This is a genomic window from Lentzea sp. NEAU-D7 (assembly GCF_026242055.1).
In the GTDB taxonomy this organism is placed as follows: domain Bacteria; phylum Actinomycetota; class Actinomycetes; order Mycobacteriales; family Pseudonocardiaceae; genus Lentzea.
This window is the reverse complement of sequence record NZ_JAPJDL010000030.1, coordinates 1-25267: the sequence shown is the minus strand read 5'-3', so window position 1 is coordinate 25267 and position 25267 is coordinate 1. Positions and strand designations below refer to the sequence as shown.

Sequence of the window (25267 nt, the reverse complement as noted above, 5' to 3'; positions counted from 1 at the left end):
GCTCCTCCCCGCCGCCCCCCCCCCCGGCCCCCCCCCCGCCCCCCCCGCCCCCCCCCGCCCCCCCCCCCCGCCGCCCCCCCCCCCCCCCCCCCACGCCGCAGCGCTCACCCGCACCCTGCGCGTCCGACCGGCCACCCCGGTTCCCGACCTGACCTCCGCGATCCTCGCCGCCGCGCCCCCGATCACCCCACGCACGCCACGAGGCTGGACGTCACGCGCCCTTCTCGGCGCAGTGGCCGTCGCCCAGCTCACCCTCGGCATGGCCCAGGTCGTCGGCACCAGCGGCGCGTCGGCGCACGGCGGTCACACGACCGGTGTCGACAGCACCCACCTGTTCAACGAGAGCACGGCGTGGAACCTCGCCATCGGTCTCGGCCTGCTGTGGACCGCGCTCCGGCCGACGGCCACGTCTGGGATGCTGCCCGTCGTCAGCGCGTTCGTCGCTGTGCTCGTCCCCTACTCCGCCAGCGACCTGCTCAGCGGCAGCGCCACCCCAGGCCGCGTGTTCAGCCACGCGCTTCTCGTCGTCGGCCTGGGTCTCCTGGTGCTCGTGCACTCCGGCAACCGCGGTCCCAGCGGCCGGACGCCACGCGCACACGGCGACGCCGACGACATGGCGGACGACATCTCGGCCACACCGGAACGAGCCGAACGGCCTCGTACCCAACGCCGTGTGCGGCTGAGGCCAGTCAGCAAGCACCGCGCCGCCTGATTCTCCGAGAAATCCAAGAACGACTTGATGACCTTCCGGCGCATGACCGCAGCACTGCTGCTCGCCCTCACCACGGCCGCGATGCCCGCGTTGGCGCACACCGAACTCAAGGGCAGCAACCCTGCCAAGGGAGCAGCACTGCCCGCGCCACCGACGCAGGTCGGGCTCACCTTCACCGAGGCGGTCACCCTGCCCGTGGACGCGATCACCGTGAGCGGCCATGGTGATGCCAAGTGGGCAGTCGGCCAGCCGGCCTCCGCCGGTACGTTGATCAGCGCACCGGTCCAGGCAACGGGCGCGGCGGGTGCACACACCATCACGTGGAAGGTGGTCGCGGACGACGGTGACACCGTGTCCGGCACGATTGACTTCACGTTGACCGCTCCCGTCACGACCACGACCACGACCACGACGAGCTTTGCTCCCGCAGCTCAGCCCCAGCAGGACGAAGGCGGCGACGAACCGACGTGGGTGTGGATCCTGATCGGTGTCGTGGTCCTCGCGGGCATCGGTGTCGCCGTCAGGAGGCACCGCGCCAGGCCGCGCCGCCGGTGAACGGGACCGACCAACAGCTCGACGACCTCGAGCGCGGGAACGCCGAGCAGATGCCGGTCCCAGGGCGCGACCGCGCCGCGCACCCCGGTTTGGCCATGCTCCTATCGAACAGCCGGTCGGTGAAGCGGGTAATCTGTGCTTCGTCCTAGTTGCAAGGCGGAGCCGCGGAGCATGTTCGCCGTCGAGCGTGGGAGCGGGGCCGTCAGCGAGAAGTCGGGAACCGACACGCCGTCGCGATCGACTAATTCAACGTTGGTGTCGCTCCTGTGCCGGCGGCTCGGGTGGAGGTGGCGGGTCGGGGGACTCGTCACCTCCCACTACGCGTGAGTCCACTTCGGACACGGCAGGGACAGTCGCGTCGGTCACACAGGCGGATGAGGTTCTCCGGGAACCACGAGGGCGAAAAGCTCGACTGCTCTGGTGTGAGGGTGAGCAGGACCGCTGTCGTCGCGTCGGTTGTGTCCGCGGTGTGCGTTGCCGTTGTCGTGTTCTGGGCGGGCGATGTGCACGCCACGTTGGGCGACAGCGATCCGGGCAGATTCACGTCCCTGGCGTTCGGGCTGATTCGCACGCTCGCCAACGCCGCCGCCACGATCACACTGGGCGCCCTGGTGTTCGGTGCCTTAGTGGTGCCCGCCCAGGACCGCCGCACCAAGCTGACCGCGCAGACATACGCGGCGGTCCGCATCGCGGCCACCGCTGCGGCAATCTGGTTCGCCACAGCGGTTGTCGCGGTGGTGCTGTCGGTCTCCGACGCCACCGGCCAGCCCGTGGACGTCGCCATCAGCCACCTGCCGAGCCTCATGGCGGCCACCGAGGAGCCGAAGGCCTGGCTGATCACGACCATCGCGGCGGGACTGGTCGCGACCGGCGCGCGGATGACGCTGACCTGGATCACCTCCGTGCTGTGGCTGGTGCCCGCGCTGGTCGGTGTGCTGGCCCCGGTGATCGTCGGGCACGTCGCCAACGGGGCGTGGCACGATGTGGCGACCAACGCGATGGTCTGGCACATCCCGGCTGCCGCGGTGTGGGTCGGCGCGCTCGTCGCGTTGCGCGGCTACCTGCGCCACTCGCCCGGCACCACATCGCCGGACGAGGTCATCGAGCGTTACCACCGCCTCACGACGGTCTGCGTGATCGTGCTCGTCCTCAGCGGCGGGGTCGCGGGCGCTGTGCTCGTCGGACCGGCCAACCTGACCGGCGGGTACGTGGTGCTGCTGGTCATCAAGCTGGCCGTGGTCGGGGTCATTCCGTTCCTGCGGGCACGGTGGGGTGCCCGTCGCCCTCTCGGCGTCGAACTGGTCGGTCTGGGTCTGGTACTCGCCGCCTCGACCGGTCTCACCCACCTCGTGCCGCCCGCGTGGGCGTTGTCCCGCCCCTCAGCTCAGGACACCGTGCTCGGCTTCAAACTCCCGGACGGTCCTTCAGCCACGGAGCTGATCCTCGGCTGGCGGCTCGACCTCGTGCTCGGACTCGGCGCGCTCCTCGCGGCAGCGTTCTACCTGGCCGGTGTGCGGACACTGCGACGGCGAGGCGACAGCTGGCCGCTCGGGCGGACGGCGACATGGGTAGCCGGCTGCGCGGTGGCGCTCGTGATGACCTCGTCCGGCCTGGGCCGGTACTCAGCGGGGATGTTCAGCACGCACATGGTCGCGCACATGGCGTTGAACATGCTGGCCCCGGTGTTGCTGGTGCTCGGCGGGCCGGTCACCTTGGCACTGCGGGCCCTGCCGGCCGAGCCACGTGTGTGGATCACCGCGCTCGTGCACTGCAGGGCCGCTCGCGTCGTCGCTCATCCGGCGGTGGCGGCGATCGTCTTCGTGGGCTCGTTCTACGTCTTGTACTTCTCGGACTTGTTCGGGGAGATGATGCGGTTCCATTGGGCGCACCAGCTGATGAACATCCACTTCCTGGTCAGCGGCTACGTGTTTTTCTGGCTCGTCATCGGCGTCGACCGGGCGCCGCGCGCGCTGCCGCACCTGGCGCGGCTCGGCCTCTTGTTCTCGGTCATGCCGTTCCACGCGTTCTTCGGCGTGATCCTGATGAACAAGCAGACGGTCATCGCCGAGGACTTCTACCGCACGCTCGACCTGACGTGGATGCCCGACCTGCTCACCGACCAGCGCCTCGGCGGCGGGATCGCCTGGGCCACCGGGGAAATCCCCATGCTCGTCGTCGTCCTCGCCCTGCTGCACCAGTGGGCGCGAGCCGACCGGCGAGAGGCCGTGCGGTTCGACCGCGCCGCCGACAACGGCCACGACGACCGGCTGGCCGCCTACAACGCCATGCTCGCCGAACTCTCCGGACGAAGGAACTGACTCATCATGACCACCACGACGGACCTGTCCGTCGAGCTCTCCGTGTCAGGCATGACCTGCGCCGCGTGCGCGACCCGCATCGAGCGCAAGCTGAACAAGATCGACGGCGTGCGTGCGACCGTCAACTACGCCACCGAACGCGCGATCGTGCACCTGCCGGACGGCATGCGCGCCGACGACGCCGTGCAGGTCGTGCGCAATGCGGGCTATGACGCGGTTCCCGCCGGGCAGAACGACTCGCACACGCCGGATGTCGTCACGGGCCTGCGCCGACGGCTCGTCGTCGCCGCCGTGCTGGCGATCCCGCTCGGCAACCTGTCGATCACCCTCGCTCTGGTGCCGGCGCTGCGGTTCTCCGGCTGGGAGCTCCTGTGCGTGCTGCTGGCGCTGCCGGTCGTGGCCTACTCGGCCTGGCCGTTCCACCGCGCCGCTCTGCGCAACCTGCGGCACGGTTCGTCCAGCATGGACACTCTGGTGTCGCTCGGGGTGCTTTCCTCGTTCGGGTGGGCGGTGTGGTCGCTCGTCGCCGGGTCGTCCGGCGGCGGCTACTGGCTCGGCTTCGGCGTCACCGACGGTGGCGCGGACGCGGTGTACCTCGACGTGGCCGCGGGCGTGACAACGTTCCTGCTCGCCGGGCGCTACTTCGAGGTCAGGTCGCGGCGCAGCGCAGCCGGGCTGCTCGAAGCCCTGGCGGGAATGGCGGCCAAGGACGCACGGGTGCTCCGGGACGGGGTGGAGACTGCGGTACCGGCCGCCTCGGTCGTCACCGGTGACCTGCTCGTGGTCAAACCGGGTGAGGCGCTGCCTGCCGACGGCGTGGTCGCCGACGGCCACTCCGCCGTCGACGTCTCCTCGATGACCGGCGAACCCGTCCCCGTCGAGGTCGGTCCGGGCGACGCGGTCACCGGTGGCACCATCAACCGCTCCGGTCGCCTCGTCGTGCGCGCCACGGCGGTGGGCGCCAACACCCAGCTCGCGCAGATGCGCGCTTTGGCCCAGCAGGCCGCGGAACGCAAAGCCCGTGTGCAGCGCCTGGTAGACCGGGTGTGCTCGGTGTTCGTGCCGGTCGTGCTGGTGCTCTCGGTACTCACGCTGGCCGGGTGGCTGCTCACCGGGCATACCGCGCGGGAAGCCTTCACCTCAGCGGTCGCCGTGCTGATCATCGCCTGCCCGTGTGCGTTGGGGTTGGCCACACCGACCGCGCTGATGGTGGGCGTGGCGCGGGCCGCGCAACTCGGTGTGCTGGTGAAGGGACCGGACGCGCTGGAGTCGAGCCGCGCGATCGACACCGTGGTGCTCGACAAGACCGGCACGGTCACGACCGGAATCATGCAGGTCACCGGCACCACCTCGTTCACCACGCACGCCGAGCAGGACGTGCTGCGATGGGCCGCCGCGGTCGAGGCCGCGTCGGAGCACCCGATCGGTGTGGCGATCGCCGCGGCGGCCGGGCAACGGCCTGCCGTCACCGAGTTCGAGGCACTGGTCGGAGCAGGCGCGCGAGGCCAGGTTGAAGACGCACTGGTGCACGTCGGCTCCCCTGAGCTGATGGCACGCCTGGACATCACGCTGCCCGCCGAAGCTCAGACCTGGTCGACGGCACTCGGATCCGCGACAGGGGTCTTCGTCGCCCGCGACGGCATGATGATCGGCGGAATCGCCCTTCAGGACTCGGTCAGGCCTTCCGCACGGTCCGCTGTCGAACGCCTGCACGCTCTCGGCATGCGCACCGTTCTGCTCACCGGAGACCACGAGGACGCGGCCCGCGCCGTCGCCGGCGACCTCGGCATCACCGACGTCATCGCCCGCGTTCGGCCTGCGGACAAGGTTTCGACGATCGAGCGGCTGCGGCGCGACGGGCATCGGGTCGCGATGGTCGGCGACGGCATCAACGACGGACCGGCTCTCGCTGCTGCCGATCTGGGCATGGCTATGGCGCGGGGCAGCGAGATCGTCGCGCACGCCGCCGACCTCGTCCTCGTGCGCGACGACCTCGGCGTGGTCGCTGACGCGATCGTGTTGTCCCATCGGACGCTCTCGACGATTCGTGGCAATCTGATGTGGGCTTTCGCTTACAACACCGCCGCACTTCCGCTGGCGGCCTTCGGTCTGCTCAACCCGCTCATCGCGGGTGCCGCGATGTCGTTGTCCTCGGTGCTGGTCGTGGCGAACAGCCTCCGGCTGCGCGGAACCAGCGTTGATCGAGGGCGAGCCGGACGCTGAAGGCGTTGCTCGCCACGGCGGTCGTGTGGATCGTGACGATTCCACTGCCTGGCACACGACCCTCGACATCTGGCCGCGGCCAGTGCCGGTGCGCCGCCTGCACAGCGCCGTGCTCGCGCTCTGGTACGCCGTGATCGTCGCGTTGGTGCTGGCGGCGTTCTGGGACTACTGGGAAGCCTGGTCTGGTCAAGACCCGCCGGAACTCCCCCACCTCTCCATCCGACCTGTGGGAGGTGAGGACTGTAGTGACTGCGGTGTCCACGGCCGCGATGGCCGTGTCGATGCTGCAACTATTCGTGCTGGGAGCGCTGGGACCGGTGCTGGTCGCCGAGCTCGGGATGGCCGAGTGGCAGCTCGGCGCCCTGGTGGCGGCCGGGTTCGGAGTGGCGACGCTGCTGTCGCTGCCCGCCGGGTCGTTGGTCGACCGGATGGGCCCGCGACGCAGCCTAACCGGGTTGTTCCTGGTGAGCTCGGTGGCGTTGGCGTTGCTGGCGGTCGCCGGATCGGCTTGGTGGATCGCGGCGGGGGTGGCGCTGGGCGGCGTCCCGCAGGCGTTGGCCAACCCGGCGACGAACAAGGTGATCCTGGCATCTGTGGCGCCGGAGCACCGCGGATCGGTGACCGGCTGGAAGCAGTCCGGTGTGCAGCTCGGCGCGTTCGTGGCCGGCGTGCCGCTCGCTTCCGCTGCCGCGGTGGTGGACTGGCGCTGGGGTGTCGGGGTGCTCGCGGTGCTGTGCCTGGTCGGTGCGGCGACGACCGCACGTCTCTCGGTGCCCGCACCACCGGCCAAGAGCGGTTCGGATGAAGGCGTCGGTGGCCGAGTGCGCTCGCTGGCGGCATTCTCACTGGCGCTCGGGTTCGGGCTTGCGTCGGTGAACACCTTCTTCGCCCTGTACGGCGTGGAACGGCTCGACCTGTCCGCGCCGGTCGCAGCCTGGCTGATCGCCGTGATGGGACTGGTCGGGATCGCGGGCCGGGTGTGGTGGAGCGGTGCGGCGGGCAAGGCGGACGATCCGGCCGCGGTGCTGCCGTTGCTGGGACTCGGTGCCGTCGTCTCGGTGGCGGTCGTGGCACTCGCGGACGGAGTGCCCTGGCTGGTGTGGCTCGGCGCGGCCGGGATCGGGGTGTTCGCGGTGGCGGGCAACGCGGTGTCGATGGTCGCGGTGATGCAGGCGGTCCCGCAGCAGCTCGCTGGACGGGCCGCGGCGGTCGCCTCGGCCGGGTTCTTCGGCGGTTTCGCCATGGGACCGCCGTTGACCGGGCTCGTGGTGCACCAGGCCGGCTACACCTGGCTGTGGATCACGGTCGGCGTCGCGTTCGGCGTGGCCACCGGGATCGCGTTCCTGGTCATCCGACGCACGGCGGTGACGGTGTGAGCGGCTGGGCGCACGACCTGGTGCGCAGGATGTGCGAGCGAGTCGGCGAGACCGAAGCCGAGGTGGGAGAACGATTCCCGCTGTACCTCCACGACGGACGGTGGAAGACCTCCGCACGCGGATCGTGGACAGGCGGCTTCTGGACCGGGCTGCTCACACTGCGCAAGCTGGTCACCGGAGCGGGAGACATCGCGACCGTCCGCGACCGGCTGGACGTGTGGGCAGAGGCCGACACGGTGCTGCGCGGCATGATCTTCTGGTACGGCAGCGGCGCGGAACGGTTGAACCTCATCGGATCGCGCCCCAGCACGGCGAAGGTGGCGGACAGCCTCGCGAGTGCCTTCGACCCCCGGCTCGGCGCGATCCCCTGGGGTTCGGCGCTCGCCCCCGACGGCCCTCCCGTTCGCGCGGACGGCGCCGCTGGCGTCGTGCCGCTGCTCGACGCGCACGGCCACCACGACATCGCCCGCCGCCACCAGGACGCGCACTCGGTCCTCGACCCGCACTGGCCGCGGGGCAAGGCGTGGCTGCTGCTCACGAGCCTCTCCAAGGGGTGGAACGTGTCCACTGAGGACAGCTCTGCGGTGGCGATCGCCGCTGTCGCTTTGCTGAAGGCGGATCGGCGTGAGGAGGGTGAGCTGCTGCTCCGCACCCTGCCGGAGGGCGCGGAGTACGACGGAATGACCGGGCTCGAGGTCGTGTGGGGCGACTTCTTCACGTTCCTCGGCGCCGCCATCGTCACCGGCCTGGTGCCGCCCGACGCCTGGTGAGCAGTCGCTGCCCGGTGGTCGTGACGTGCAGTTCGTCCGCGCCGTCGAGGATGCGGGCGGCTCGTGCCACGCGCATCAGTCGCGGCAGACCCGTTGCGGCGGTGAGGCCTTCCGCACCATAGACCTGGATCGCCGAATCGACCGCGGTGTTCAACGCCCGTGCCGCAGCGACCTTCGCGAGACTCACCTCCACCGGGGCCCGCTCGTCACGAGCTACGAGCGCCGCGGCTTCGCGGGTGAGAAGCCGCGCCGACCGCACTTCCAGCTCCGCCTCGAAGGCCAGCCGCTGCACCAGTTGCCGGTCGGCCAGCACTCCATCGCCCAACGCCCGCGACACGGCCCGGTCCGCGAGCAGGTCGAGGGACCGCTGCGCCTGACCGATCCACCGCAACGCCCGGAGGGTCCGCCCGAGCGCGAGACGTTCGCCCGCCAGCCGCATGCCCTGACCCGGCTCGCCCACGAGGTGCGCCGACGGCACCCGGACCGCGTCGAACGAGATCTCGTGCTGTCCGCCGGCGCCCAGCACGTCGAGTTCCCGTTCCACCCGTACTCCTTTGGCGGGAACAGCGACAATCGAGAAGCCGTCACCCGTCCGTGCGACGACCAGCACCAGATCGGCACGTGCGGCTGCGCTGGTGAACCACTTGCGCCCGGTGACGGTCCACCAGCCGTCCGCACCGCGTTCGGCGGTGGTCCGCAGCTTTGACGGGTCCGAGCCCGCGACGCCGGGTTCGGTCATCGCGTAGCTCACGTGCACCCGGCCTGCCACCAGGTCGGTCAGCACGGCGTCCCGCAGCTCCGGCTGTGCGTAAGCGGTGAGCATCCGCACGTTCAACAGGCTGGACGAGCCGACGACGTCGGGCCCGTGGTCACTTCGTCCCTCGTCCTCGGCCACCGCGAGGTAGTCGGCCAGAGACTGACCTCCCCCGCCCAGTTCGGCCGGCAGCGGTCGGGCCCAGAGTCCGGCACCTCGCGCGAGTTCGCGCAGCGCGAGGCCTCCGCCCGCATCCAGTTCGGGTTCGGCCGGGATGACGACCTCGTCCACGAACTGACGCAACTGAATGTCACCTGTCACGGACACATCACACCATCGTGGGAACCCGAATGGCTCTGCGTCCGACCGTTAGGTCATGACGGAAGCCACAGCAGTGCAAGCCTCGGCCCTGGGAGGCGCAACCGCGTCGGTCTCGGGCTCGAGTGCGGCGGCACGCCTGATTCGCGCCCATCTCCTCGCTTTGGGAGCGGAGGTCCACGACGGTTCGACGCACAACGCCGCCAAGGCGGTGGTCACGCTGCACAACGGTGACCGACACGAGGTGATCGTCGACTGGGCCGGACCGGTGTCCGTTCCCGGTCTGCACGACGAGGCGACCATCCAGGCCGCGTGCGGTGTGATGCACGTGCATGGCAGGCGTTCCGGCTCACCACGGGGAATCGGTGTCGACTACTGCGGCACGGCGGCGGGCGTGCTCGGGATGACCGGCCTGCTCGCGGCGATCCTGCGCGGTGAGCCCCGCGTCCGGACCAGCGTGGCCGAAGCCGCCCTCCTCACGATCTCGCAGTACCTGGCCGCCACAGGGGCAGACGAGGCGGAGGCAGTCGATCTGCGGCCTGGCGGCCCGCCGTTCGTCAGCGCGGACGGCGTGCGGTTCGAGGTCGAGGCGCTGGTGCCCGAGGTGTGGGCGGCGTTCTGGAACGAACTCGGCACCGACAGTGCGGCGATCCGCGGCGGCTGGAAGCCGTACCAGTTCCGGTACGCGACGGCGACCGCCCCGATCCCCGAAGCACTCCACACCGCGACCCGTTCCGCCACGTTCGCCCAGATCACCGAAATCGCCGCCGTCAGTGGTGCGAGCGTCTGCACCCTGCACTCCCCGATCGAACCAATCGCCTCACCGTGGTGCATCCGTCCCACCGAAGGTCTGGCCACCCGCACGAACGGCACGGACCTGGTGGTGTTCGAGGCGGGCAGGCGGATCCAGGCACCGATGGCCGCGCACCTGCTGGGTCTGCTAGGCGCGACCGTGATCCGCGTCGAACCGCCGGGCGGCGATCCCCTGCGCGGCATGCCGCCGATGTGCCAGGACGCCTCAGCGCGCTGGCTCGCGCTCAACCGCGGCAAGGGCGCCGTCGAGATCGACCTGAAGGACCCGGCCGACCGCCAGCGTCTGCGCGACGAACTGGCTGACGCGGATGTGTTCCTGCACAACTGGGCGCCGGGCAACGCCGAGAAGTGGCAGCTGGCCGCACCCGACCTGCCGGACGGCATCGTCTACGCCTACACCTCCGGCTGGGGCGGCGGCGAACTGCCGGACGTCCCGCTGGGCACCGACTTCATGGTCCAGGCCCGCACCGGGCTGGCCGAGCTCGTTCGTCCGTCCGATGAGGACCCCGCGCCGTCGCTGATGACGCTGGTGGACGTGCTCGGTGGACTGGTCGGTGCCGAGACCGTGCTCGCCGGGGTGGTCACACGGCGGCGCACCGGCCGTGGCGTCGCTGTCGAGAGCAGTCTGCTCGGCGCCGCGAGCGCGTTGCTCGCCGGCACGACCGGGCGTCCCGCTCCCGGTTTCCGCGTTCCTGTCGACGGCCGCGTCGCCGGTGTCGACGTGGTCACCGATCTCGCGGCGTTGCTGGGTGATCCCCGCTTCGCCGCCGTTCTGGGCCGCGACGACCGCGGCTGTCCCGCACTCATCTCTCCGTGGAGGTTCTAGTGACTCTGGCCGCAACCCCCGTCGTGAAGCACCTGACCGACCTGGTGCCCTACGCGGTCCGGCGCGGCTGGGCCGCTGACGGCCTCTACCGCGACCGCGACCTGTACTCGTTGTTCAGAGAGCACGTGCTCGCCGGTCCCGGCCGCACAGCGATCGTCGACGCGGACGGCGAAATCAGCTACGCCGAGCTCGACCTGATGGCGCGCTCACTCGCCGTCGGTCTGGCGGGCGTGGGCGTGGAGCAGGGCGACATCGTCGGCATCCAGCTGCCGAACAGCAGGCTGGCCTGTGCGTTCGACCTCGCTGTCGCCGCGCTGGGCGCGATCTCCCTGCCGTATCCGGTGGGTCGTGGTGATCGGGAGGCGGCGAGCCTGCTCAGCCGTTCCGGCGCGGTTGCCGTAGTGACCACGACGTTCTACGGCGACTACCCGTGTGCCCAGCGCACCCGCGCGCTGGCCGGTGAACTGCACGAGCTCCGGACTGTTATCGCGGCGGGTGACGGTCCGGTGCCGACGGGATGCGTTCCGATGACGGCGTTGCTGGCCGCCGACCCGGCTCACTTCTCCCCCGCCTCACCCGACCCCGACGGTCCCGCGCGGATCCTGGTGACCTCGGGCTCTGAGGCGGCGCCGAAGATGGTGCTGTACTCGCACAATGCTTTGATCGGTGGCCGCGGACGGTTCATCGGCGAGCTTATGGGCAGCAACCCGGAGCTGCGCAACTACGTGATGGTGCCCCTTGCGTCGTCCTACGGCAGCAACGGCACGTCGGTCACGCTGGCGGTACATGGTGGCATTTTGGTGCTGCTTCCCAAATTCGATGTGACTGCGGCGTTGGCGATGATCGAACGCGCACGGCCGACGCACGTGCTGGCGGTGCCCACGATGCTGCGGATGATCATCGACAGCCCGGATCTCGGGCGGTTCGACACGTCCAGTCTGCAGGTGGTCGCGCTGGGAGGTGCCGCTCTCGACGCCACGACCGCGGCCCGTGTCCGCGAGACGCTCGACTGCACGGTGGTCAACGTCTACGGCTCCGCCGACGGAGTCAACTGCCACACCGCCTTGAACGACCCACCCGGCCGCGCCGACACCGCAGGGCGTCCCAACCCGTCCGTGGCCCGGTTGCGGATCGTGGACGACTCCTTGCGCGACGTCCCGCCCGGCGATGTCGGCGAGATCGTCTCACTCGGCCCGATGTCCCCGCTGTGCTACGTCGGCGCACCCGAACTCAACGAGCGCTACCGCACGCCCGACGGATGGGTGCGCACCGGCGACCTCGGCCGCATCGACGCGGACGGCTACCTGCACGTCGTCGGCCGCCGCAAGGACGTGATCATCCGCGGCGGCATGAACATCAGCCCAGCCGAGGTCGAAGCCCTGCTCGCCACCTACCCCGCGGTGCGGGACGTGGTGTGCGTGCCAGTGGCGGACGAAGTGCTGGGCGAACGGCTGTGCGCCTGCGTCGTCGCTGATCCCGCGCCGACGCTGCAGGACCTGACCGCGCACCTCGCGGCGCAGGGCCTGGAGCCGCGCAAGTTCCCCGAGCGTCTGGTCGTGGTCGACGCGCTCCCGCTCAGCGCGGCGGGCAAGGTCGACCGCCGCGCCGTGCAGGAACTGGTCAGCCCTTAAGTGCCTTGGTGATCTCCTCGGCGTTGGTCTTGAAGACGCCGAGGAGGTCCAGGTCCGCACCGGGGTAGTTCACGATCTTGACCTGCTTCGCGGACGAGCCGGGCAGGACCGTGCCGGTGGACATGTGCACGTTGTCGAACACCAGGTCCGGCTGTTTGCCCGCCAGCTCGGCGAGCTGCACCGGGGTGACCGGCTGCGGGCCGAACGTGCCGACGACCTCGGCGCCGGTGATCGCGGCCATGTAGGCGACGAACGCCTGGCTGACGACCTTCGGCGCCTTACCGCCGGCGAATGTACCGCTCACCTGCGTCTTGACGTCCGCGAGCGTGGTGTCGAACTTCTTCAGCCACTCCTCGGCGGCCGGGGTAGTGCCGAGAAGGCCTCCTAGGCGCAGTACCTCGGCGCGCACCACCTCCGGCGCGTTCTCGAGCTTGACCACCTCGACCTTCGCCGACCCGCCCGCGGCCTCCTTGAGCTTGGACGCGAACCCCTCGAACTCCGCGTACAGCACGAGATCCGCCCCGGCCACCGCGGCGAGGTCGGACGGCTTGGGGTCGTAGTCGGCGGCGTGCGCCACGGTCGCCGGCACGACGACCTTCACGTCGGTCGCTCCCGCGGCCTTGGCCAGTGCGGCCTCCCACGCCGTGGCCGCGACGACCTTCTTGCTCGCAGCGGCGGTCGAGGACCCGTTCGGCGCCTCGGGCTGCGCACCGCCACCGCAGGCGGTGAGCGCGAACACCGCGCCGAGCACGACGAGCTTGATCTTCACTGGTCAGGTTCTCCTCATCGGTAGCAGCTGGGCGAACAGCGCGATCACGCCCGCCAGCAGAACGAGCACCGGACCAGGGGGCTGGTCCAGCACGAGTGCGAGCAACAGGCCGCCGACGGCGACCACGAGCCCGATGCCGATGGACGCGACGACCATTCCGGTCAGCCCGCGTCCGATGCGCCGCGCGGCCAGTGCGGGCAGCAACGTCAGCGCGTCCACGAGCAACGCGCCGGTCAACTTGATGGCTCCGGCGATCGACACCGCGATCACCACGAGCAGCGCCGTGGTCAACGGACCGGTGCGCACGCCGGAGCAGGCGGCGAGCTCCCTGTCGTGCAACAGCAACGACAAATCCCTGCGACGCCACCAGAACAGCGTCGGAATCGCCACCGCCAGCATCCCGAGCACCGCGAAATCAACCGGCCGGGTGGACAGGATCGATCCCCACAGCAGCTCGAACGCGCCGTTGGCGTTCACGCCGGAAATCGAGAGCACGAGCAGCGCGACCGCGATCGCGAGGCTCATCAGCAGACCCATTGCACCGGACAGGCCGGCCGACGTCGTGGCGAACGGCGCCAGCCCGCCTCCTGCCAGCGCGCACAGCACAAGAGCCCACAGCAACGGATCTGTGCCGGTGAGAATGCCGATCGCGCTGCCCAGCAACGCCACGTGCATGATCGCGAACCGGACCGGGTAGATGTCGAGCCCGACGATGAGAACGCCGACCGGCGGCAACGCGACAGCTCCGAGCAGCAGGCCGAAACCCGCGCGCTGCACCGGAACCAGCGCGAGCAGATCCGCGATCACGCGACATCTCGCAGACGTCCGGCGGCCATCTCCACAACCCGGTCGCACGCGTCGGCCACCGCACGGTCGTGCGTGGCCACCAGCAACGTGACCGGCAGTTCGGTGAGTATCGCCGCCGCTTCCTCCTGCCCGGCGAAGTCCAGCGCGGCCGTGGGTTCGTCGGCCAGCAGCATCCCGGCCCCCGCCGCGACGGCACCGACCGCCCGCGCGAGCCAAGCTCGTTGGGCCTGCCCGCCGGACAGCGTGTGCACGCTGCGGGACTCCAGCCCCTCCAGCCCGAGTCGCACCGCGGCCTCCCGTGCCGCGACGCCGTCACCGCTGCTGTCGAGCAGTTCTCCGAGCAACAGCGGGAACCGGCCGGTCGAGCGCAGCTGCGGAATCCAGGCCACCTCGGTGCGCCGCCTGCGCCACTGCGCCGACGTCGCCGCCTGCTTGCCGTCGACCTCGACCACGCCCTCGGCGACGGGCTCGAAGCCCAGCACCGCGCGCAGGAGTGTCGACTTGCCGGAGCCGTTGGTGCCGATCAGAGCGACCCGCACACCCGCGGCCACGTCAAGATCAACCGACTGGACGGCGGGATGCCTGCCATAGCGGCAGTGCACTCCCTTGAGCAGCAGAGACAACGCAGTCACGTGTCACAGGTCGTTCACCCGGCCGGGCTAGTTCCCGGCAATCTCACCCGGCTTCGCTGGCTCCGTGCCCGGCAGCCCTGACCGGGTCTTCCCGCGCCCGCGCGACCCGCGAGCGGATCGTCCCGACCGGGCACCCGACGACCTCCGCGGCCTCGGCGTACCCCAGCCCGAGCACCTGGGTGAGCACCAGCGCCTCCCGCCGGTCCTCCGTCAGCTCGTCGAGCAGTACGTTGAGCTCGACGACCGCGGTGAACGACGACGACGTGCCCTGCCCGCGGTCGGCCGCCTGCACCCAGTCGACGTCCGGAGACACCCGAGGACGCGACCGCGCCATCCGCACCTGGTCCACCACGACCCGCCGAGCGATCGAAAGCAACCACGTCGTCGCCGACGACCGCGCCTCGAAGTTCCGCAAGCTCGACAACGCCCGCAGGAACGTCTCCTGCGCGAGATCGTCAGCCACCCCGCCGTCCGCGGGGTGGGCGACGAACCGCCACACGTCGCGCTAGGTCGCCCGCACGAACCGCTCCAGGGCGTCGCGGTCACCTCCGCGGGCCTGCAACGCCCAGCGGGTCACCTCGTCGTCTGCGGAGCTCACGAGTCTGGATCGTAACGGCGGAACGTCCGGGAACTAACCGGCCATTCGGACCGACTACTGGGATGTGCCCGGTCGATCCGTTCATCCGACGCTCTCGGCGCGACCGGCATCTGGGACACCACGGCGGCGCGGTCTCCCCACTGCGCCGCTGTCCACCGCCGCGACACCCGCGCCGGGCCGAGCGCCCGGCGCGGGTCCGCCACTCACAGATCCCCCCGACCTGAGCGGGGCCTGATGAACGACAATGACCCCGTGGACTGCAGCATCTGCCGCGAAGCCCTGTCCGCGCGACTCGACGGCGAAGACGAGGGCGTGCCCGCCGACCAGGTCGACGCGCACCTGGAGACGTGTGCCGCCTGCCAGGACTGGAACGGGACCGCCACCGCGCTGACCCGCACGCTCCGCGTGCGACCCGCCGTCCCCGTGCCTGACCTGACGGCGGCCATCCTGGACGCGGCACCTCCGATCACGCCACCCGCTCCCCGAGGCTGGTTGCCGCGGATGTTGCTGGGCGGCGTCGCGGTCGCACAGCTCACGCTCGGACTCGCGCAAGTGCTCGGCGCCTCTTCGCCGCACGGCGGACACGCTGGTGGCGGTCACCTCTTCAACGAAAGCACCGCCTGGAATCTCGCGATCGGTCTCGGCCTGCTGTGGACCGCGCTGCGCCCCGTCGCGACCGCGGGGATGTTGCCCGTCACCGCCGCGTTCGTCGCCGTCCTGATCCCCTACTCGGCCAGCGACCTGATCAACGGCACCGCTACTGCGGGCCGCGTTCTGTCTCACTCGCTGCTCGTCGCGGGCCTCGCCCTGCTGGCCCTCGTGCACTTCCGCGACCGCGATCCGGGCGGCCGCAGCCCGTTGCAGGACAGCGATTCCCCCGACACAGCCGGCACCTCTGACCCACCGGAGCGCGTCTCTGCGACAGGCCCTCGTCGTCGGGTCCGGCTGCGCCCGGTGAGCCGTCGCGGCGCTGCCTGACCAGCGATCACGACCCGTCAATCTGCCGGAACGACTGCCGATACCTGCTCGGGCTCGTGTGCAGCTCACGGTCGAAGTGGGCGCGCAGCGCGGTCGCAGACCCGTGGCCGCTGCGTTCGGCCACGACGGGGATCGGCAGATCCGTGGTCTCGAGGAGCTCGCGCGCGAGCTGAAGGCGTTGGCGGGCAAGCCAGTCCAACGGTGTCGTGGCGGTCTGCTCGCGGAACCGCCGCGTCAGCGTGCGGGTGCTCATGTTCGCGTGGCGGGCGATGTCGGCCAGGGTGAGCGGGGTGGCGGCCTGCTCGCACATCCAGACCAGCGTCGCGGCGAGTGAACCGTCACCGATCTGGAGCGGTGACGGTGGGATGAACTGGGCCTGGTCTCCGTCGCGGGTGGGTGGCATGACGACCACACGGGCCACAGAAGCCGCGACGGCGGCTCCGCAGTCGCGTCGCACGAGGTGCAGGCACAGGTCCAGTCCCGCAGCCACACCGGCCGAGGTGAAGACCTTTCCCTCGTCGACGTAGAGGGCGTCGGCGTCCATGCCAGCGTCCGGATGACGCCGGGAGAACTCGGCCGAAGCAGCCCAGTGAGTGGTGGCTCGGCGACCGGACAGCAGTCCCGCGTCGGCCAGTGCGAACGCGCCTGTACAGATCGACACCGTCCGAACCCCGCGCGCAGCAGCCGTCTTGAGCAGGTCCACCAGCTCCGGTGGCGTCGGCCGGGTGAACATCATTCCCGGCACCACGATGGTGCCGGCGTCCTCCGCCGCGTCGAGGCCGTACGGAGCTTCGATCCGGCAGTAGCCGACCCCGCCCGCCGTAGCCGTCACCCGACGGCGCGGTGCCGCAGACCCTCACCTGGTACGGGTAGTCGCCGGCGGGCAACCGGGCGAGGCCGAAGATCTGGCACGGGATGGCCAAGTCGAAGCCGACCACGCCGTCCATGGCGAGCACGGCGACGACGTGCGGGTCAGCCGGCATCGGCGCCCACCTCGGCCCGGTGGGTGCGGCAACTCCAATGGCATCGCTCGTCCGGGCACACGCAACGCGGCCGCGGGACGAACCTGGTCTCCCCACCGTCGTAGTGCACCGTGGCGTCCACCTCGAAGACCTCGTTGATCGTCTCCGTGGTGAGGACCTCGGCGGACCGGCCGTGCGCGACCAGCCGCCCGTCCTGCAACACGGCGGTGGTGTCGGCGTACGTCGCCGCGAGATCAAGACTGTGCAGGGCGGCGACCACGGTGACGCCCAATTCCCGGTCGAGTTCGAGCAGGTCCAGTTGATGGCGGGGGTCGAGGTGGTTGGTGGGCTCGTCGAGCACCAGCAAGCGCGGCTGCTGCGCGAGCGCACGGGCCAGCAGCACCCGCTGGCGTTCACCGCCGGACAGGTCGCCGACCCGCCGACCGGTGAACCCGGTCAGGCCGGTGCGCACGAGAGCGTCGTCGATCGCCGCCTGGTCGGTGGTGGTGAGCCGGTCGAACAGGCCGAGGTGAGGTGTCCGTCCGAGTGCGACGGTCTCGGCGACCGTGAACTCGAAGTCGGTGTGCTGTTCCTGCATGAGCACGCCGATGTGCCGCGCTGTCTCCGCGGCGGGAAGGGTCCACAGGTCGCGTCCGTCGAGGTGAACGGTGCCCGATTCGGGTCGCCGCGCCCGGTAGACGGTGTGCAGCAAGGTCTACTTGCCGCTTCCGTTCGGTCCCACGAGTGCCACGAACTGTCCCGCGTGGACGGTCAGGCTCACCGGGTCGAGGATCAGGCGGCCGCCATCGAGACGGAGTCGAGGTCGAGTCTCATGCGTTCTCCTGGGTCACCAGGCCGTGGGCGCGCATCACGAGCATGAAGAACGGCACACCGAGGAACGCGGTGAGGATGCTGATCGGCGGCTCGGCCGGAGCGACCACGATCCGCGCCGCGACGTCGGCCCACAGCAGGAACAACGCGCCGAGCAGCACGGTGACCGGCAGCATCCGCCGATAATCGGCACCGACCAGCATCCGAGCCAGGTGCGGCACGATGAGCCCGACGAAGCCGATGCCACCCGACACCGCGATGACCGTGCCGGTCAGCGAGGTGGCCAGGATCAGCAGGTACCAGCGCAGGCGGCTCGCGTTGAGGCCGAGCGCGGCACTGGCCTCCTCACCGAGGAAGAGCGCGTTCAACCTCCGTGCCCGCACCAGTAACAGGGCTGTCCCGCCCACCACCACAGCCGCCGTGACCGGCAGGGTGGCCCACCGCGCGCCTGACAGCCCGCCGAGCATCCAGAAGATGATCTGCTGCGGGGCGGCGGAGGAGTCGGTGCGGGCGAGCATGAACGAGGTCAGGCCGGCGAACAGGTGCCCGAACGCGACACCGACCAGGATTAGCCTCATCGGAAGCAACCGCCCCCTGTGCCGCGCCATGGCGAGCACCACGGCCACCGCCGCGGTGGCACCGGCGAACGCCGCCAACGGCAACGTCAGCGCACCGAGCATCGAGGCACCGGTCGTCAGCACCAGGACCGCGCCCACCGACGCACCGTGGGACAGTCCGAGCAGGTAGGGATCGGCAACCGGGTTGCGCACGATTCCTTGCACTACAGCACCGGCAAGAGCGAGACCGGCACCCACGAGCGCGCCCAGCAGCACGCGCGGAAAACGGATCCGCCACACGATCAGGTCGGCGGCCGCACCGGTGTCTTCCCCTCCAGCCAGGTGGTGCAGCAGGATGCGGGCGACCTCACCGGCAGGCACGCTGACTGGTCCGACCCCGGTGAACGGGCTGCTAAGCACGTTGGCCCTCGTTAGAAGTGGTTCCCCTGCGGTCGGCGCATGACGAGTTCGACAAAGGTAACCGTGGTGTCGCCTGATCAAGCCCGGCAGTTGCTCCGTGCCGACATGGCGTTTCGCCTCGAACGTGCACTCCAGGCGCTCGAACACCACTCACCGACTATGCAGAAAGCCCTCGGTGAAGCACCAGTCCCAGCTGCCGGAACGCGGTCAGTCGACCAAGTTCAGCGGCGTGAGTCCGAGCTTGCCTTCGAGGAGTTCGTCGAGGAGACAAGGCAGCTGAGCGGGAAGCAGCTTGTCGGTACACCGGCGCAGTTCGGCTACTGACCACCAGCGTCGTTCGATCAGTCCCGCCTTCTCGTTCTCAGTTGGTTTGAGCGCCACCTTGGGCGCGGTGTCGGTGATGCGGCCGAGGAAGACGTGGTCCTCGCGGTGATGGTCACGACCCTCGTAGTGGAAGCGGGATTCGCGGATCCATAGCTTGCGGCCGAGAGACGGGATGACGATTCCCGTCTCTTCCGCCACCTCGCGAAGGGCGGCGTCTTCTGCCTTCTCGCCCTCGTCGAGGCCGCCGCCGGGTAGCTCCCACCAGTGATGGCCGTGGCCGTGCGGGTCGCAGGCGTGGACGAGCAGCACGCGATCTTCGGTATCGAGCAGCAGCACTCGAGCACCGATGCGCGCGTCGGCGATCACGCAGGTGGTGGCACCGGCGTTGGCGGCGTTGAAGGAACGGTCGATCGAACTCTCCGTGCGCGACGCCGAGGGGCACGAGAACTGATCAGGGTGCAGGTGCCGGAAGAGGTCGGCAAGGCCGTGTCGTTCGGTTAGGCCGGTGTAGAAGTCGTATTCGAACTGGGCGAGCTGGCCGCGGTGAGGTGGCTGGTGGCCGGGTTCGAGCACGTTGAGGTCGCCGAGCAGGAGCACTGGAACGTCCGAACTGGTGTTGTCGAGCGCCTTGTTGAACTGCTCGATCCAGGTCTTCTTACGCTCGGTCTTCTCCAAGGTGGCATCGCGGGACGGCACGTACGCGCCGACGATTCGCAGTGGTCCCTCATCGGTGTCGACGACGATGCCGGCCGCGCGTGCGGGCAGGTAGTCCAGGGCGGCACCGAGCGGGTCCAGCGTCGTGGCGAGCTTGCTGACGATCATCACGCCGAGCTCGCCAGGTGCATGCACAGGAAAGGTGACCGAGTACCCCGAGATCTGGAAGGTCTTGGCGAGGAACTCGCTACCCGCGGTGCCTTTGGTCTCGGCCAGGACCAGGACGCCCTCGGGCCTGGCGGCGAGCCACCGCAGCTGGCGTTGTGCGCGGTCGAGCGACGGGGCGCCGACGTTGACGGTGAGCAGGCTCAGCGGCATACCGCGTTCTTCTCCTCGGTCACTCGGTGGATCAGTGACACGATCCTGGTGGCGATCGTGGCCGCGTCGTCGGTGGTGCAGTCCAGCGTCTCGACCAGCCAGCCCTTGTTCTGCAGGTCCACGACGGCGTGGACGTAGAGCCCGGACTCCATGTCGCTGTTGTCTTCGGCGCGTTCGAAGCGGCTGTGCCCACCGCGAGTTCGGAGGCGATGGTCGATCACGGCGGGATCGCCGTTGAGGATGACAGAGAGGTCCGGCCGGTAGGCGCCGTGGTTGAGCTGCCACACCTTCGCCGCCACCGACTAGCTGGATGATTCGCCATCTACGCGCTACTCGACGGCACAGGAGAACGACTGGACTCCGCCGCGTCACTTACCCCCTCCAGGCAAGCGGGCCAGGGTGCCAACGATCAGCTGCACGGGCTTGTCCACAAAGGACCGGTTTTGATTTTTCGTCGACTGCCGAGCCACCTGCCAGCAACGCCGATCGAGAAAGACCTTCTGTGGCCCAGAAGATCATCGCGCCGAAAGGTGGAGCTCGCCTGACGCACGGCGAACCGCACTCCGCAACCGACTGCAGCCAGGGAGCGACCCTTCGAGATCTGAACAAGATCGGAGCGCACCCCTGTCGGCTGATCGATGAGCGCAGGTCAATGGCTGTTACAAGCGTTGCCAGGACAACGCCAGGTCAACGCCTGCTCCATGCGGTTTGCCATCCCCGCGCCTGTTCCCGACTAGCCGCGAGACATGGTGATTTTCTTCCGCGAAAACTTCTCGAACTCTGTTTTGATCGACTCGAAGTTGGCCTGGCTCGTCAACCCTGAAATTTCGATCTCGCCAGATCTTCCCGATCGCTTCACGGTCCAGTGAGCTGTTCTGCCTCCGTGCTGCTTAACCGCGTTCCAGTACCCGCCAGCAAAGCTGCTGGCTGGCGAAAGCATGACCAGATCATCGCTCACCAAGAGCTCGTGTGCAACTTTGATTGCAGCCATTTCGTAATTATAGGCGTTTACCCGTGTGATGTAGTCCCTGTCGAACGATGCTGGAACCAGCTTGGGATTCAGCATCGGTTTTCCATCGGACTCCAAATATTCTTCACCTTTTGTTGCCGCTACACTTTTCTCAACCTTTACTCTTTCGGCGTGCTTGGCGGCAGACGCCCCATAGGCGGCCATTCTGTAGAATTCACCGCAGAATGCATTCCACCAATCAGCGAGCCGTTCGATCGCATCGCTGTCGAGGGTGGGCAGCAAAATTTCCCAGGATATGGGCGATTCCTCCCCCCTGGCGCGAATACTGATTTGCTTCCGGATTTCCGGGTTGAGCCACTCGATCCGGTGTAGGACCGGACCCGTGTTGCAGTCCCCGAGGTAGTTGATGATCATTTCCTCGTCGGAGGCACCTTCTCTGCGATGCCTGAAGTATTGAAGAGTTTCAAGCGTCGAATCGTCCGCTTGATTGTCTCCCATGTAGTGCCCGAACAAGTAGTCAAGATACTCGTATCCATCGACCATCTGCCCCAGGTAGACATCTTCCAACACTTTTGGAATCGCACCCTGGTAGATCTTCTGAATTTCCTCGATATAGTCTTTTACTTCGATCGCTGATGGCCACATTGCAGCTCCTCGTGAATGTCGAGTGTCATCAACCCACAGCGGCCAACTATCGCCAAGTAACGAAAGGGCAGACCTTCGTGCCATATCCGGGCACAGTTGCAACAGAAGACGATGGTGTTACCACCGCGTCCCCGGCTGGGGGCATGGCGCCTCACACCGAAGCGCGACTGTCGAACACGCGATACCGAGCGGCAACACGCACCAGGAACAGCGCGGGCATGTGAACGCGTGCGCGCGGCGATCAGCGCACCTGCCACAGCACCGAGACCGGCGAGCACCGCTCCAGGGACGTTGCCGTATGCCAAAAAGGTCAACGAACCGGCGACAACCCCACAGACGAAGGCGATCAGCAATATCACCACAGTGCGGAGGCCGACGAACTCCGGCACCGCCGTGACGGCGGCCAAGTGCTGCGGGTAGCGCTAGCCACAGAGTTGGAGTTGAGTGAAGAGGTAGGGCCACAGGTCATTTGGTGCTCCCGTCTACTTTACCGCAGACATCAGCCAATACTGATATCCACTGAGGTAAAGTCGACCGAGATAGGAGCACCGTCCTGCGACGCGTCCCCAGGGTGACACGACGATGCGTGTTTGACAAGCAAGCCATTACGGCTCGACAGCAGATCGATACTTCTACTTTATGACTCAAGGTTTTTCATGCACGCCGGCCTTGTTTCGTCCACTGTAGACAAGCGCGCCTCGAGACTTCGTCCCCCTAGCGGTGGTGCGTACTGGACGGGTTGCCCGAGATCACTGCCGCTACGTCAGTAGGCGCCGCGCTGCGCTGTATCGACGCTGGCCGCCGTGCAGCCCCGCAAGGCTGAACAAAATTCCTCGTGACCGACCTAGTGCGGAACTCCGCGTCGTCGTCCGACGTCAGCCTATGGATCAGAACCGCAGCCCGAAGAGGCCGCCGTCGTCACCGTGGTCAGTAAGACGTTCAGGCAGCACATAGTCCTCGACGACTGTCCCGTCGGGCAGTTCCTTTGGAGTTACGTCGCTATTGAGGGTGACGATGTACTGAAAGCCCTCGACTGCCGCAAACTCGGCGCCCAGTTGAAATGCCGAGGCGCGCTGGCGTTCATCGACCCCGTCGAACAAGTGGCTGTCGTGAACGAGAAAACCAGGGCCACATTCCTTGCGGGACCACAGCGTGCTCAGGTCGAGATCGAAACAGTAGACCTGCATATTGGTGATGACCTTGCTGCGCCCGCGGGGGATGGTGGCGCTGATCTCGGGCCCGTTGTCGGTGGCGTTGATGACCAAGCGACCATGTTGCTGGTCGGCATAGAGACGTTGAGACAGCCGTTCGAAGATCACAAACGCCGGACGCAACACCTGCTGACGTTCGGCCAAGTCTCGTGTGAGGGCAGCGGCGAGCCGCTGCCGTTCGAGCCGGAGTTCGCCTTGCTCTGACTCAAGCGCGACGGCGTTGTTGTAGCGGTGCCGGAGTTGTTCAACGCGGACCTGGCGCTTGGCGACGTCGCGCTGCAGTTCGAGCAGTGTCTCGACAGCACACAACCAGGCGACCGGTGAACAGCACCGATGCCAGGCCCGCTTCCAGAAGCAATCCGGACGCCAGCATCACTGTGGCGTTTCCGACGGTTGCGGTGAACGCGAACGCCCCGTTGTAGCGGCCGAGTGCGTCCGGGGGAGCCACAGCGTTGATCAATACCGGGAGAGTCGGCGCGAACAAAGTTTCCCCGACGCCGAAGACGGCGGCACTGAACAGGACCAGAACGACCGCCCCTGCCATGTCTACCACGCCCGCGACCAGCACGAGGCCCCAGGCACTCGCCCACACAGCCGCCAGTACCGAGAGCACCCTCGTTCGACGCCTACCGCGGATCAACCAGAGCGCGATTAGCTGGACGGTGATGACAACCGCGGTGTTCACCGTCAGCCAGACGCTGAGCAGGCGGGTGTCCAACCCCAGCCCCATCGCCATGTAGGCCGGGAGCGCGACGCTGAACGCACCGAATCCACCTGCGAATAGCCCCAACGTCACCCCAAGCAGTTTGCGAAGGTCCGGATCACGTGCGATTGAGGCGTATCCGCGTCCGCGGGTGTGTTCCAGCAGATGGCCTTCCTTCTCGGCGGTCTTAGGGAGGAACAGGCCGAGGAGCGCGCCGGTCAGCGTGGCCGCGAGATCGAGGAGGAAAGGCAGGGTGTACGAGGCGCTGTCCTGAGGGTTGATCACGAGAGCACCCGCGATCGACCCGGCGCCCATGCCGATGTTGTGCAGGAAGTGTTTGACGGAGAAGACTGTGGAGTGTTCTTCGGGTGCCACGGCCTTCGCCAGGGCGGTATCGGTGGCCGGACCAGCCATGGACGCGCCGAGGCCGGCGACGGCCGCCGCCAGCGCGGCCAGGGCAGGATGGGACGCCAGCATCAGTCCCCCGATCCCCACCGCGCCAAGACCGAGTCCGAAGCAGACGGACATCCTCGGCCCGACCCGATCGATCATGACACCACCCAACGGCCCCCCTGCCAAGGCCGACAGGACGAACATCGCCGTGACCACACCCGCCAGGGGCAGACCGAATCCACGGGTGGTACTCAGGTAGAGGGTGATGAAGGGGAACGAGGCGCCGAAGCCAAAGGCCCCGTAGCGTCGATGGCGAGCACGAGTGCGCTGCCCCTAGGCAATACGGGCAGTCGCAACATTCGTTCTCGCAGGGCCACGGTTGCCGCCTTTCGCGGTTACTCGGACACGTCCGGCCGATACGGTGCGAGGGCTGCTAACGGTTCCGCATCCTGCAGACTCGAAAGGGGATTCGACCGTGTGCCAGCTGCGGGGCGAAGCTCACTTGGCTAGGGGGAGAACACTCGAACCGGAGCACGGTGAACGCGCCATCGCACGACACCAGGGGCAGGACTGCTGACCAAAGGACGTTGGTGATCGCCTCGCATGCCGTGGAACGCGCCGTGGTGGCGGCGATGGAACCGAGCCGTTGGTGGCCATCGAGATGTTCCAGCGTCTTCCGTACTTCGAGCGGGAGAGCGAGTTCTACCGTCGCATTGCCGCGCTGACCCAGGTCACCGTCGTGGGCATGGTCTCCGATCAGCGGCTCGACCTGCCCAGCCTCGTCGCCCCCTGACACGATGACAAGAACCTGAAGCTGATCACGGGCGGACGGCTCCGTCGATGCCCAGCAGTCGGGTCTTGGGCTTGGTTGACGTGGGCAGGGCATCGGCGTGGAGGGCGTGTGAGATCAACAGCAAATGTTCAAGAGGTCGATGGGATTGTGCACCGCAGAAAACCAGGCTTTTCGGCGCTCCGAATGGCTCGACCAGCGGCGTCACGGGGCGAAGGTTGGCTAAAGGTTGTCCCGTAATGATCAAGAGTCCTGGCGGGACAAGGGTGGTCGCGGTGTCGCCGGTGGCTGGCGGGCGTTCAGCCGGTCATGGCCAGGTTGCGCATGTGGGCGATGCCTCGGGTGGCGT

The 25267-nt window shown here is 68.4% G+C and carries 21 protein-coding genes and 3 pseudogenes; 10 read left to right on the top strand and 14 right to left on the bottom strand.

Annotated features, from left to right (window positions below; all coding sequences use genetic code 11):
- Positions 1-232 precede the first annotated feature (232 nt).
- From ORI60_RS39830 to ORI60_RS39805, 6 genes are all read left to right on the top strand, one after another.
- Entirely contained in the window at positions 233-712 is a 480-nt protein-coding gene (locus ORI60_RS39830) for a hypothetical protein (RefSeq protein ID WP_266043186.1), read from the top strand.
- A gap of 42 nt (positions 713-754) precedes the next feature.
- Entirely contained in the window at positions 755-1267 is a 513-nt protein-coding gene (locus ORI60_RS39825; RefSeq protein WP_266043185.1) for a copper resistance CopC family protein, read from the top strand.
- 428 nt (positions 1268-1695) lie between these two features.
- Entirely contained in the window at positions 1696-3585 is a 1890-nt protein-coding gene (locus ORI60_RS39820; RefSeq protein WP_323055995.1) for a cytochrome c oxidase assembly protein, read from the top strand.
- A gap of 6 nt (positions 3586-3591) precedes the next feature.
- Positions 3592-5808 carry a heavy metal translocating P-type ATPase gene (locus tag ORI60_RS39815; protein ID WP_266043183.1) on the top strand — a complete coding sequence of 739 codons (2217 nt, stop codon included), beginning with the start codon at positions 3592-3594 and terminating at the stop codon, positions 5806-5808.
- Between the two features lie 245 nt (positions 5809-6053).
- Positions 6054-7184, top strand: a complete 1131-nt coding sequence (locus ORI60_RS39810; RefSeq protein ID WP_266043182.1) for an MFS transporter — start codon at positions 6054-6056, stop codon at positions 7182-7184.
- Entirely contained in the window at positions 7181-7954 is a 774-nt protein-coding gene (locus ORI60_RS39805) for a hypothetical protein (RefSeq protein WP_266043181.1), read from the top strand. The genes ORI60_RS39810 and ORI60_RS39805 overlap by 4 nt, the downstream gene beginning before the upstream one ends.
- Here ORI60_RS39805 and ORI60_RS39800 read toward each other — a convergent pair.
- Entirely contained in the window at positions 7923-9011 is a 1089-nt protein-coding gene (locus ORI60_RS39800) for an acyl-CoA dehydrogenase family protein (protein ID WP_266043180.1), read from the bottom strand. The two genes, ORI60_RS39805 and ORI60_RS39800, sit on opposite strands and share 32 nt — an antisense overlap.
- Positions 9012-9084: 73 nt before the next feature.
- Here ORI60_RS39800 and ORI60_RS39795 point away from each other — a divergent pair, with 73 nt between their 5' ends.
- Positions 9085-10665 carry a CoA transferase gene (locus tag ORI60_RS39795; protein ID WP_266043179.1) on the top strand — a complete coding sequence of 527 codons (1581 nt, stop codon included), beginning with the start codon at positions 9085-9087 and terminating at the stop codon, positions 10663-10665.
- Positions 10665-12296, top strand: coding sequence for an AMP-binding protein (locus ORI60_RS39790; protein WP_266043178.1), 1632 nt, complete (start codon positions 10665-10667; stop codon positions 12294-12296). Before ORI60_RS39795 ends, ORI60_RS39790 begins: the two co-directional genes overlap by 1 nt.
- Here ORI60_RS39790 and ORI60_RS39785 read toward each other — a convergent pair.
- From ORI60_RS39785 to ORI60_RS39770, 4 genes and pseudogenes are all read right to left on the bottom strand, one after another.
- Positions 12286-13065 (bottom strand): metal ABC transporter solute-binding protein, Zn/Mn family, encoded by a 780-nt coding sequence (locus ORI60_RS39785; RefSeq protein ID WP_266043177.1) that lies wholly within the window; start codon positions 13063-13065, stop codon positions 12286-12288. The two genes, ORI60_RS39790 and ORI60_RS39785, sit on opposite strands and share 11 nt — an antisense overlap.
- Before the next feature lie 3 nt (positions 13066-13068).
- Entirely contained in the window at positions 13069-13872 is an 804-nt protein-coding gene (locus tag ORI60_RS39780) for a metal ABC transporter permease (RefSeq protein WP_266043176.1), read from the bottom strand.
- A complete protein-coding gene (locus tag ORI60_RS39775; protein WP_266043175.1) occupies positions 13869-14504 on the bottom strand; it encodes an ATP-binding cassette domain-containing protein in 636 nt (211 codons plus the stop codon). Before ORI60_RS39775 ends, ORI60_RS39780 begins: the two co-directional genes overlap by 4 nt.
- Before the next feature lie 43 nt (positions 14505-14547).
- Positions 14548-15102, bottom strand: a pseudogene (locus tag ORI60_RS39770) (sigma-70 family RNA polymerase sigma factor).
- A gap of 252 nt (positions 15103-15354) precedes the next feature.
- On the opposite strand from ORI60_RS39770, the gene ORI60_RS39765 reads away from it, so the two are divergent.
- Positions 15355-16080 carry a zf-HC2 domain-containing protein gene (locus ORI60_RS39765; RefSeq protein ID WP_266043174.1) on the top strand — a complete coding sequence of 242 codons (726 nt, stop codon included), beginning with the start codon at positions 15355-15357 and terminating at the stop codon, positions 16078-16080.
- A 7-nt stretch (positions 16081-16087) separates the two neighbouring features.
- On the opposite strand, the gene ORI60_RS39760 is transcribed toward ORI60_RS39765, so the two are convergent.
- The 8 genes and pseudogenes from ORI60_RS39760 to ORI60_RS39725 all read right to left on the bottom strand — a co-directional run.
- Positions 16088-16912: a GlxA family transcriptional regulator gene (locus ORI60_RS39760; RefSeq protein WP_416234565.1), complete on the bottom strand. Its 825-nt coding sequence runs from the start codon at positions 16910-16912 to the stop codon at positions 16088-16090.
- 140 nt (positions 16913-17052) lie between these two features.
- A pseudogene (locus ORI60_RS39755) lies at positions 17053-17823 on the bottom strand (ABC transporter ATP-binding protein).
- A gap of 49 nt (positions 17824-17872) precedes the next feature.
- Entirely contained in the window at positions 17873-18850 is a 978-nt protein-coding gene (locus ORI60_RS39750) for a FecCD family ABC transporter permease (protein WP_266043173.1), read from the bottom strand.
- A 207-nt stretch (positions 18851-19057) separates the two neighbouring features.
- Positions 19058-20206, bottom strand: coding sequence for an NUDIX domain-containing protein (locus ORI60_RS39745; RefSeq protein ID WP_266043172.1), 1149 nt, complete (start codon positions 20204-20206; stop codon positions 19058-19060).
- Positions 20197-20505, bottom strand: a complete 309-nt coding sequence (locus tag ORI60_RS39740; RefSeq protein WP_266043171.1) for a hypothetical protein — start codon at positions 20503-20505, stop codon at positions 20197-20199. Before ORI60_RS39740 ends, ORI60_RS39745 begins: the two co-directional genes overlap by 10 nt.
- 434 nt (positions 20506-20939) lie before the next feature.
- Complete coding sequence (locus tag ORI60_RS39735) at positions 20940-21821, bottom strand: hypothetical protein (protein WP_266043170.1); 882 nt, start codon at positions 21819-21821, stop codon at positions 20940-20942.
- An 887-nt stretch (positions 21822-22708) separates the two neighbouring features.
- Complete coding sequence (locus tag ORI60_RS39730) at positions 22709-23341, bottom strand: DUF2326 domain-containing protein (protein ID WP_266043169.1); 633 nt, start codon at positions 23339-23341, stop codon at positions 22709-22711.
- Positions 23277-24413: pseudogene (locus ORI60_RS39725) on the bottom strand (MFS transporter); the annotation flags it as partial. The pseudogene ORI60_RS39725 and the gene ORI60_RS39730, both read right to left, overlap by 65 nt.
- A gap of 364 nt (positions 24414-24777) precedes the next feature.
- Here ORI60_RS39725 and ORI60_RS39720 point away from each other — a divergent pair.
- Entirely contained in the window at positions 24778-24921 is a 144-nt protein-coding gene (locus ORI60_RS39720; protein WP_266043168.1) for a hypothetical protein, read from the top strand.
- A 25-nt stretch (positions 24922-24946) separates the two neighbouring features.
- Here ORI60_RS39720 and ORI60_RS39715 read toward each other — a convergent pair whose 3' ends face one another.
- Complete coding sequence (locus ORI60_RS39715; protein WP_266043167.1) at positions 24947-25126, bottom strand: hypothetical protein; 180 nt, start codon at positions 25124-25126, stop codon at positions 24947-24949.
- Positions 25127-25267 lie beyond the last annotated feature (141 nt).